Origin of the sequence: Pinirhizobacter sp. (assembly GCF_035317885.1) — a bacterium.
In the GTDB taxonomy this organism is placed as follows: Bacteria; Pseudomonadota; Gammaproteobacteria; order Xanthomonadales; family Rhodanobacteraceae; genus Pinirhizobacter.
This window is the reverse complement of the sequence record NZ_DATHFX010000260.1, coordinates 1-10,340: the sequence shown is the minus strand read 5'-3', so window position 1 is coordinate 10,340 and position 10,340 is coordinate 1. Positions and strand designations below refer to the sequence as shown.

The 10,340-nt window shown below is 64.6% G+C and carries 9 protein-coding genes; 6 read left to right on the top strand and 3 right to left on the bottom strand.

Annotation, left to right across the window (positions count from 1 at the left end; translation table 11 throughout):
• The first annotated feature begins 6 nt into the window (after window positions 1-6).
• The 5 genes from VK519_RS17840 (at window position 7) to VK519_RS08440 (ending at window position 4,038) form a co-directional block, all read left to right on the top strand.
• On the top strand, window positions 7-123 hold the full coding sequence (locus VK519_RS17840; protein ID WP_414692718.1) for a LuxR C-terminal-related transcriptional regulator: 117 nt from the start codon (window positions 7-9) through the stop codon (window positions 121-123).
• Between the two features lie 110 nt (window positions 124-233).
• Window positions 234-764 carry a DUF4199 domain-containing protein gene (locus VK519_RS08455; protein ID WP_324348986.1) on the top strand — a complete coding sequence of 177 codons (531 nt, stop codon included), beginning with the start codon at window positions 234-236 and terminating at the stop codon, window positions 762-764.
• A 54-nt stretch (window positions 765-818) separates the two neighbouring features.
• Window positions 819-1,910, top strand: a complete 1,092-nt coding sequence (locus tag VK519_RS08450) for an alpha/beta hydrolase (RefSeq protein ID WP_324348984.1) — start codon at window positions 819-821, stop codon at window positions 1,908-1,910.
• Between the two features lie 116 nt (window positions 1,911-2,026).
• Window positions 2,027-3,274 (top strand): sensor histidine kinase, encoded by a 1,248-nt coding sequence (locus tag VK519_RS08445; protein WP_324348982.1) that lies wholly within the window; start codon window positions 2,027-2,029, stop codon window positions 3,272-3,274.
• A complete protein-coding gene (locus VK519_RS08440) occupies window positions 3,271-4,038 on the top strand; it encodes a LytR/AlgR family response regulator transcription factor (RefSeq protein WP_324348980.1) in 768 nt (255 codons plus the stop codon). The genes VK519_RS08445 and VK519_RS08440 overlap by 4 nt, the downstream gene beginning before the upstream one ends.
• Window positions 4,039-4,281: 243 nt before the next feature.
• Here the strand turns inward: VK519_RS08440 and VK519_RS08435 are convergent, their stop codons facing one another.
• The 3 genes from VK519_RS08435 to VK519_RS08425 form a co-directional block, all read right to left on the bottom strand.
• Window positions 4,282-5,673 carry an FAD-containing oxidoreductase gene (locus VK519_RS08435; RefSeq protein ID WP_324348979.1) on the bottom strand — a complete coding sequence of 464 codons (1,392 nt, stop codon included), beginning with the start codon at window positions 5,671-5,673 and terminating at the stop codon, window positions 4,282-4,284.
• Window positions 5,666-6,136, bottom strand: coding sequence for a DUF4126 family protein (locus VK519_RS08430; protein WP_324348977.1), 471 nt, complete (start codon window positions 6,134-6,136; stop codon window positions 5,666-5,668). The genes VK519_RS08435 and VK519_RS08430 overlap by 8 nt, the downstream gene beginning before the upstream one ends.
• A 76-nt stretch (window positions 6,137-6,212) precedes the next feature.
• On the bottom strand, window positions 6,213-8,450 hold the full coding sequence (locus VK519_RS08425; protein ID WP_324348975.1) for a DUF5916 domain-containing protein: 2,238 nt from the start codon (window positions 8,448-8,450) through the stop codon (window positions 6,213-6,215).
• Between the two features lie 144 nt (window positions 8,451-8,594).
• Here VK519_RS08425 and VK519_RS08420 point away from each other — a divergent pair, with 144 nt between their 5' ends.
• Window positions 8,595-10,241 carry a multicopper oxidase family protein gene (locus tag VK519_RS08420; protein WP_324348973.1) on the top strand — a complete coding sequence of 549 codons (1,647 nt, stop codon included), beginning with the start codon at window positions 8,595-8,597 and terminating at the stop codon, window positions 10,239-10,241.
• Window positions 10,242-10,340 lie beyond the last annotated feature (99 nt).

Here is a 10,340-nt window from a genome sequence, read left to right as displayed (position 1 = left end):
CGCCGGCTGGAAGTTTCGCCCAACACGGTCAAGACGCACCTCGCCCGCCTTTACGAAAAACTCGGCGCGGTGCGACGGACTGATGCCATCAACCGGGCGCGTGAACTCGGGCTCATTGCCTGAATCGCCATGATAATGGGGGATTTCCCGCCAATCACCCATTTGGGCGATGGATTTCGCTGTCGTCCCGGGCTCTGATGGGTCCTAAGACCTGACCGAAGGGGAGTTTCAAAATGCTTCGATATATCGTGATCTACGGCCTGATCGCAGGCATCGTCGTCGGTGTGCCGCTGTCCGTCCTGACGCTCAGCATGAGCGGCCAGGCGATGATGCATTACGGCATGCTGATCGGCTACCTGATGATGCTGATCGCCCTGAGTGCGGTCTTCCTCGCTATCAAGCGCCGGCGCGACGTGGACCTGGGCGGGGTGATCGGGTTCTGGCCGGCGCTGGGCCTGGGCCTTGGCATCAGCTTCGTCGCAGGGGTGGTTTACGTGGTCTGCTGGGAAGCATCGTGCGCTATCGCCCATGTCGATTTCGCCGGTAGTTACGCCCGGGCCATGGTCGCCCAGCAGGCGGCGAAGGGCGTCTCCGGCGCGGCCCTTGCGCAGTTCAAGGCTGAAATGGAGCAGTTCAAGGTCCAGTACGCCAATCCGTTCTATCGCTGGCCGATGACGTTTGCCGAGATATTCCCGGTGGGGGTTATCGTCTCCCTGGTTTCGGCGGCGCTGCTTCGAAACCGCCGGTTCATGCTGGCACGCTAGGGGTCGATGCCCTGCTAGGCTTGAAGGGAAGACACTCACCCCTGGGGAGCTTGCATGCGCATTCGGTCAGTCCTTGCCGGGCTATTGGGCGTGGCCCTGGCAGCCCATGCCTTCGCGGCGCAGCCGCCGGCGCCGGCGTCCACGGCGGTACCCGCGCCGGCCGCCGCCGTCGATGGCACCATTGCCTTCCCGGCCGCCACCATACCTTTCTCCGCGTACGCCTCCCCGGAGGCGTTGAACCGCTTCCGCCAGATACTGGTCGAGGGCAAGCAGGCGCCCGATTTCTCCAAAGGCGTCGAGCCCGCGCGCAAGTTCAACGACGCGATCAACGCCAACCGCGTGGAGCGGATGAAGAAGCTCTACCGGGTGAAGTTGTCTTCACCGGTGATCGGGGGCGTGGCCACCGATGTCGTGGAGCCCGCCGATGGCGTGGCACGCGACAACAAGTATCGCGTGCTGATCAACCTTCACGGCGGGGGGTTTCTCTGGGGCGCGCATAGCGGTGCCCTGGTCGAGTCGATCCCCGTAGCCGCCGTGGGCCGCATCAAGGTGATCAGCATCGACTATCGACAGGGCCCGGAACATACATTCCCTGCCGCCAGCGACGATGTGGAAGCGGTGTACAAAGAGCTTCTGAAAACCTACCCCGCTGCCAACATCGGCATCTACGGATGTTCGGCCGGCGGCATCCTTACCGGCGAGGTGGTGGCGCGACTGATCCACGATGGCATCAAGGTGCCAGGCGCCATCGGCATGTTCTGCAGTGGCATCGTCGCGCCGGCGGGCGATTCCTCGTACGTGTCGCCAGTGTTGAGTGGCGACGCCATCGGCAGTGGCCCGGTGTCGATCCATCGCCTGCCGTACTTTGCCGGCGCCAGTGAAACCGATCCCCTGGTGCTGCCGGCCAACGATCCGGCGATGCTGAAGAAGTTCCCACCGACCTTGCTGATCTCCGGCACCCGCGACTTCGCCATGAGCTCGCTATTGCAAAGCCAGCGCCTGCTGACCCGGGCGGGCGTAGAAGTGGACCTGCATCTGTGGGACGGCATGTGGCACTCGTTCTTTTCGGACCCGGAGCTTCCGGAGTCCAAGGAGGCCTATGCGGTCATGGCGGCGTTCTTCGACAAGCATCTAGGCAAGAATTAGCCCCGCGGGAGTGCGCTGGCGCCCCCCAGTCCTTCGTTCGTCGCAATGCCCTTGCGCCGTAGCGATGGGGGCAGGGAAGCTGGCCACGTCATCGCTACTCAGGTTCGAAAAACGCCATGTCTGCCTTTTCCTTCGTCTTCCGCCATTTCGTCGCCTGGGGCGTGGTTTTCGCCATTGCCGTCTCGATCCTGTCGAGTTTCGACTTCCTGCCCGGCTTCCTGGTATCGGTTTTCATACTGGCCATGCTGGGCGCCTGGCTGTTGCAGATGGCGCGGGTGATCGTGCATGTGCGTCGCATCCGCCTGTTACACCCGGGTAGTGGCCCGCTGCCTTTGGCCATCCGCCAACAGCGCACGATCGACCTGCCAGTGGGCGCCGAAGTGGCGTTCGGCATGCTCGAAGCCGCCGTGCGCGAACTGCCCCGGGCGCGGGTAACCGAGTCCGCCCATGACAGCCTCCAGCTCTTCGCCGCCGTGCCGCGCCGCCTCCGCGACCAGGGGGAGCAACGCGTTTCGCATCCGCGCCATCGCCTGGCCGTGGATCACGTGAGCGCGCAGGTGGTGGGTGATGACGAGGCCTCGTCCATCCGCCTTCTTTGCGAACCGGCGACCGATCCATGGATGGACCTGCTGTTCGTCGACGACGGTGCGAACATCGACAATGCCGACTCCATTGCCCGCGCGCTGAACCGCCGGGTGCGCGAAAGCCGGCGACAGGAACGCGAGGAGATGCGCGAAGTGCGCGCCGCGCGTGAGCTGGCGCTGGCACGCCTGAACCTGCTCAATGCCCAGGTGGAACCGCATTTCCTCTACAACACGCTGGCCAGTGCGCAGCTCCTTACCCGCTCATCCCCGGCCAAGGCCGACGAGATGCTGGGCAACCTGATCACCTACCTGCGCCGCTCGCTTCCGCAAGACGGGAATTTCGTCGCGCCGCTGGCGCGCGAGGTGGAACGCGCGCGTTCATACCTTGAGATCATGAAGGTGCGCATGGGCGAGCGGCTCAATATCGAGATCGACGTACCGGCGGACCTGGAAGGTGTCCGGCTGCCGGCGATGATGCTGCAGACCCTGGTGGAGAACGCCATCCGCCACGGCCTGGAGCCGCGCGAGGCCGGCGGCACGGTGTGGATCAACGCCCGGGGCGGCAACGTCATGGGCAAGGTCACTATCAGCGTGGCCGACGACGGCGAGGGCTTGCGCGAGGACAGTTCGGGCACCGGCGTGGGTTTGCGCAACATCACCGAGCGCCTGGCACTTACCTATGGTGCCACCGCCAGCCTGCGCGTCACGGCCAATATTCCCCGCGGCATCGTGGCCAGCATCGAGATCCCGCGGGAGATCCCGGCGGAGGACGCGTCATGATCGACTGTATCGTTGCCGACGACGAAGAACTGCTGCGCGAGGCGCTCGTGGCCCAGCTGCGCGAGGCCTGGCCTGCACTGGAGATCCTGGCAACCGCCGATTCCGGTCCTGATGCGCTCGAGGCGATCGCCACGCACAAGCCCGCTTATGCGTTCCTGGATATCCGCATGCCTGGCATGACCGGGCTGGAAGTTGCGATGGCGCTTCCTGAGGTAAGCCCTGCAACCCTGCCGGTATTCGTCACCGCGTACGACCAGTACGCCGTCAATGCCTTCGAGGCCGGCGCGGTGGATTATCTGCTCAAGCCGGTGGAGCGCGAACGCCTGGATGCCACGGTGCGCCGGCTGCAGGGACGCCGCACGCCGTCCATGGACGAAGCGCAGCGGCGCGGTGCGGTGCTCGATCAGTTGAATGCAGCCACCCCGGCCTCGGTGGTCTCGCCGCTGGTGTGGATCACCGCCAGCGCCGGCCGCGAGACCAAGCTGATCATGGTCAGCGATGTGGTCTGCTTCCGCGCCAACCACAAATACACCACGGTGGTGACGGCGCAGGGCGATGCGGTGATCCGTACCTCGATCAGGGAATTGCTCGACCGGCTCGATCCGCGGCTGTTCCGCCAGGTGCATCGTTCGACCATCGTGAACCTGGCCCAGGTGGTCTCGGTGATCCGCCACGATGCGGGCAATGGCTCGCTGCGTCTGAAAGGGCGCGAGGAAACCCTGCCGGTGAGCCAGGGCTACATGTCGCTGTTCCGCCAGATGTAGCGTGTGGTGGCTTCGTGGGGAGGCGTCGGGTGGGTTGTGGGGAAGAGCCAAGCGACTTCCGTTTTCCGACACCGAAGTGACCTGTCGGGCCGCGCGCAGCCTTTCTACACGCGGCATTTGGTCTCACGCACCTCAAGGGTCGGAGGAGAGGGGGCGGTGGTCACCCTGGGAGCGCTTCCGCAGGAGGGCAAAGCCCGACGAGGACTTAGCGACCAGGGTGACCACCGCCCCCTCCCACGCCTCTTACCCCAGAGGTCGCAGCCCCAACGCCACAGTAGGCCACAGCTCGGAAACGGTGGGATGGATGGGGACGGCCCAGCGCAGGTCATCGACGGTGCGGCCGGAGCTCATCATGTCCAGGACGCCGTGGATGGCTTCGTCGCCGCCGATGCCGAGGATCGCCGCGCCCAGGATGAGGCGCGTCTTCGCGTCGGCAATGAGCTTCATCATGCCGGTGGTCTCGCCCATTTCCGTGGCACGGCCCACCCGCGACATCGGCCGCACCGACACCAGCACGTCGTGGCCTGCCTGGCGCGCCTGCGCTTCGTTCATGCCGACCCGGCCCAGTGGCGGATCGACGTACAAGGCATAGCCGGGGACGCGTTGCGACAGGCGGCGGTCGTCGCCATCGAGCAGGTTCGCAACGACAATCTCGAAATCGTTGTAGGCGGTGTGGGTGAACGCGCCGCGGCCATTGCAGTCGCCCAGCGCCCAGATACCCGGCACGTTGGTGGCGAGCGTGTCGTCCACTTCGATGTAGCCACGCTCGTTCACGCAGATGCCGGCGGCATCCAGGCCCAGGTCATCGGTGTTCGGACGTCGTCCGGTGGCCAGCAATACATGGCTGGCCACGATGTCCGGGGCGCCTTCGGTGCAATCCACCCGGGCCGAGATGCCTTCGGCATCGGGCTTCAGCGCGATGCAGTTGGCACTGGTACGCATGGCGATGCCTTCGGCCTGCAGCATCTGTCTGATCGCATCGCAGATGTCGGCGTCTTCGCGGGGCAAGAGGTACGGCTGCCGTTCGATCACCGTTACTTCGCTGCCGAAGCGGCGGAACATCTGGGCGAACTCCAGCCCGATGTAGCTGCCCCCGACGATAGCCAGGTGCCGGGGCAGTGTCTCCAGTTGCAGGATCGAGACATTGGTGAGGTAGGGGATGTCTTCCACCCCGGGAAAGTCCGGGATCGCGGCGCGGCCTCCTACATTGAGGAATACCTGCGGTGCTCGGATGCGGCGGCCGTCGATGTCGAGCGTATCCCTGGAAACAAACCTTGCATGGCCACGGATCAACTCGACGCCTTCGGTACCGCCAAGCCAGGTTTCGTTCCCCGTTCTTGCCTTGTCTACCACCGCATGCGCGCGGGCCATCGCCACGGGCAGGCGAAAGGGGCCCGGTGAACCCACCTCTACGCCGTATTCGTTGGCGCGCGCTACCTGGCGCGCCACCCGCGCACTGGCGACCAGGGTCTTGGTGGGCATGCAGCCGGTGTTGACGCAGGTGCCGCCCACCAGCTTTCTTTCAACGATCGCCACGCGCTTACCGGCCTTTGCCAGGCGCACGGCCAGCGAGGGGCCGGCTTGCCCGGCACCCACGACGATGGCGTCGAAGTCTTGTACCGGAGAATCAGCCATGGCCGAGGCAGCAGACGATGGCAAGGCCACCGGCAATGGCAACAAGATCTTCGATGATCGCGGCGGGGCGATCACTGCCGAAGGCCCGGGCCATGCCGGCGCGCGCCGCGGCGCCGCCCAGCGTGCCGATGACCGCACCGACCACGCCAGCGATCAACCCTTCCCACAGCATGCCCGCGGCAAGCCCCAGGGCCGCGCCGCAATAGCCGCCCACGATCACGCGCGTGGCGAACTGCACCGGTACCTTGCGGCTGGGCGTGGTCGGCAGCTGGTCGGTGAACAGCTCGCCCATGGCCAGCAGGGTGAAGATCCACGGCGTCCACTTCCAACCCATGAAGGCCAGGGCGGTGCCATCGAGGTGAACCCACCCGAACTGCGCGGCCCAGGCCAGCACGGCGGGCGCAGTCATGGCCCGGAGGCCCGCGACGATGCCCAGGAGCAGGGCGGCGATGATCACGATCATGGCGTTTGTCCTTGCAGGCTATGTTGTCGTTCGGAGTCTACATGCCGGCCACGGGCTTAAGGGATCATCCAAAAGTTTAGAATTCCAGCCGGTAGGCCACCTTCACCAGGGCCTGCTCGACCTGGCGCAGGTCGAAGCTGTGGCGGAAATTCCCGCTCGCGTCGGTGGTGGCCGGGTCATCGTCGTAGCCGCCGCGGTTGTAGACGATGTAGAGATCCGACAGCGGCGCGATCTCGTAGCGGTAGCGCACCTGGAACCCCAGGTTGCGCACGCCGAAGTCGGCCACCGGCTCATCGGTGGGGATCCGGCTGCCATTGGGCGCCACCTCATAGGCCTGGCGCAGGTGTGCTCCCACGCCCAGGGCCTGCAGTTTCAACCGCAACTCCTGGTTGCCGCCGAAGTTGAGGTTGATGCCCGAGTCCAGGCCAATGGTGCGGCCGTCGAACGCGCCCACCAGGTTGCCCTTGCCCTGCCATATCGTCCAGTACGGGTCCGATTCATAGCTGGCGCCAGTAAAGAAGCTCAGCGCGTCGTTCACGTAGAACGTGGGCACGAACTTGAACATGTAGCCCAGCCGGTGCGCGCCGGTAATCGGGTTGCCGGTAATCTCGCCTTTCGATTCGAAGCTCCAGTTACCCACGCGCGGGCGCGTCCGCTGGTACATCAGGGTGACGTTGGGCGGAAGCCGCATCGGATTGCCGCCGCGGGTGAGGAGGTCGTCATAGGCGGCGGCGTCGATGTTCAACTGCCAGATTTCCTCGCCGCCATCGCGGCGCAGGCTGTCGCGGATGATGCGCAGCTGGCGTTCGATGTTCAGCCCCTGGGTGTTGTCCGAGGCGATGATGCGGTAATGCCAGGTGTGAGAGGAGTACGCCGAATCGGCCGGGAGGCCGGTTATCCGCTGCCTCACTTCATAATGCAGGTACCCGAACGCGTTGCGCGGCAGGTAACCGAAGTCGTTGAGCTCCAGGTGGTTGCCGAAGTACATGCCCAGCCATTGCTGGGTCCATACCGGATTCATCTCATAGTCGACCACGGTCGTGGCGCCCAGCCCCGAGGATCCCATCCCTGGCTCATCGATCTTGCTGCCCACGACATTGCTGGTAATCGAGAAATGATCGTTGGGCTTCCAGCGATGGTCGATGCCCAGCACGTTGGCATCGCGGTCATGGAACGGATCACCCACATGGGTTGCCAGCATGCCAAGGCTCTGGTCGCCGTAGTCCTGCAGCAGGCGCAACGCACCGAATGTGCGCCCTTCGTCGCCTTTCTCTTGCGCTGCGAGCACGCCGTAGCTCGTGCTGCCCAGGCTGCCATTGAGCTTCACGGCGCCTGCGATGTCCGCGGGTCCGGTGCCATCGGGCTTCAGGCCACCCACCCGGCGCGTGTACACCAGCTGGGTGTAGTCCTCGAGCAGGCTGAAGTCGAAGATGCCCTGGTTCTCGGTGAAGAACGGCCGCTTGTCGGTGAAGAATGTCTCTTCGGGGGTGAAATTCACCACCAGGTCGTCGCTCTCCACCTGGCCGAAGTCCGGGTTGATGGTGGCGGTGAGCTGGGTCTGGCCATTGGGTTTCCACACCAGGTCCGCGCCCTGCTGGAACGAGGTGCCGCCGTGGACGCGGTCGTTGGTGGCCACCAGGTACGGCGTCACGGCGAACAACGACTGCGAATAGGCCGGCAACTCGACCTTGGCGAAGTCCGACAGGAACCTCGGGCGGTCCACGCTTGCGGTGGGCCAGGACATGCGCTCGCCGCTATAAGCCACCACGCGGTCCAGGTACAGGCCGATCGTGCGGGTGCCGCTGGCTACCGAGCGCATCGGCGCTATGTACCAGGGAATAAGCACCTCCACCGACCAGCCGTCGGCGTCCTGCGTGGTGGCGCTGTCCCAGCGGCCGTCCCAGTCATAGCTGAAGGTATTCTCGCCGGTGATGATTTCATCGGCCACGCCACCGGTGGATGTCACCTCGAAGTCATAACCGGTGCGGCCATCGCCGTTGAAATCGATCATCACGTTGATGCGGTCCACCAGGGCTTCCTCGTCCCGGCGCGTGTGCTGCGTGGTGCGCGGTACGCCGGGCGGCTGGGTGGCGCGGATGGCGATCGCCAGGCCCTTGGGCGTGGACATGACCCAGGCTTCGGTGGGCAGGCTGCCCGGGTTCCGGGTGAGGGGCTGGGTATCGCGAAAGTCGGTGATGTGGCGGGCACCTGCCCACTCGGCGGGATCGATGCGGCCATCGATCTGGATATCCGTGGCGGTGGCGGCTCCAGCCGCCAGCAGTAGCGCGATGAGAACGAAAGTACGGAAGAACATGCGGCATCCATGGGGAAAACTCATGCAATGGGATGAACGCCGCCCGTAAAAGGTTACGCATGACTGATGGCCTAGGTTGAAATGTCCTTGTCATTTAGGCGACTTACGGTGGTCTGCTCGACAGGCAATCAAACGATATTTCCCATGGATAATTCCCGACGCCGTTTCCTGGGCGTCGCCGGCGGACTCGCCGGTGCATGCGTTTTCGTCGATACATTGCGCGTGGCCCAGGCGATGGATATGCCGATGGCCATGCCGATGAAGCAACGGATGGCCATGCCAGCCCTGGCCGCGCCGAACGTGCCGCTGGTGAACCCGGTGACCATGGCAAAGTTCGTCGATGCCCTGCCGGTGCCGCCGATCGCCGTGCCCACGGGCAAGCGTGCCCACGCTGCGTTCGGAGGCCGGCAGCTGCCGCTCTACCGCATGCCGATGCGGGCATTCAGTGCCAGGGTGCACCGGGATCTGCCGCCGACACCGCAATGGGGTTACGCAGGGTCCACGCCGGGCCCCACGATCGTGACGCGCCGCGGCGAGCCGGTACTGGTGGAATGGGCCAACGAGCTTCCCGCCCGGCATTTCCTGCCCATCGACCACGGTATTCACGGCGCGGAGAAATCAAAACCCGACGTTCGCACCATCACCCATGTGCACGGCGCGCGCGTTTCCGCGCCGAACGACGGTTGGCCTGAAGACTGGTACGTGCCGGGTAAATCGTTGACCGCCCTCTACCCGGGTGACCAGGACGCCACCACCTTGTGGTACCACGACCACGCCATGGGCATCACGCGGTTGAACATCTACGCGGGCCTGTTCGGCAGCTTCCACGTGCACGACGATGACGAGCAAGCCCTGGGGCTGCCCTCGGGCGAGTTCGACATTCCGTTGATGCTCTACGATCGCCTGCTTGCCAAGAGCGGCAAACTTTATTACCCGGTATCGGACGACCCCGAGGCGCCCTGGGTGTCCGAATGCCGCGGCGACGCGGTGCTGTGCAACGGCAAGCTGTATCCGTATCTTGAAGTGGAGCCGCGCCGCTACCGCCTGCGGCTGATCAACGCGGCCAATACCAGCTTCTTCAATCTGTCGCTGTCACATGGCAAACCGTTCCAGCAGATCGGCAGCGACCAGGGACTGCTGGCAGCGCCCACCGATCGCCTGAGTATCGAACTTTACCCGGCCGAACGCGCCGAGGTGATCGTCGACTTCAGCGCTTATGCGGGCCAGTCGGTGCAGCTACGCCACCAGGCCGATGGCATCGTCGAGTTCCGCGTTCGTGCCAAGGGTCGCCGCGATACCTCGGTGGTGCCGGCGGCGTTGCGGCAGGTCCAGCGCATCGATCCATCCACGGCGGTGCAGGACCGCGTGCTTGCGCTGGGCGAGCAGGACGATTCGGGCGGCAATCCGATGACGATGCTGCTCGATGGCAAGATGTGGAGCGATCCGATCAGCGAAAAACCCAAGAAGGGCACGGTTGAGACCTGGACGTTCGTCAACGTGACGGGCGACGCGCATCCCATCCACCTGCACCTTGTGCGCTTCCAGGTACTGGAGCGCCGTCCGTTCGACCTCTTCGCGTGGAATGCCCGCAAGGAACTGAAGTTCACCGGGCCATCCATCCCACCGGCCGCGCACGAAGCCGGCTGGAAAGATACCGTGCGCTGCGACCCTGGGATGGTTACCCGCATCATCACGCGCTTCGACGGCGAGCCAGGCAAGTACGTCTGGCACTGCCATTACCTTGAGCACGAAGACAACGAGATGATGCGCCCCTACGAATTGGTAGGGTGAGCCGCTGCGAGGGTTGGGGGTCAGAGTAATAACTCTGACCCCCTTTTTTTTGTTGCGCTCGCAACGATTGTTCGCAATAACTTGCGTTGACACGTGAAC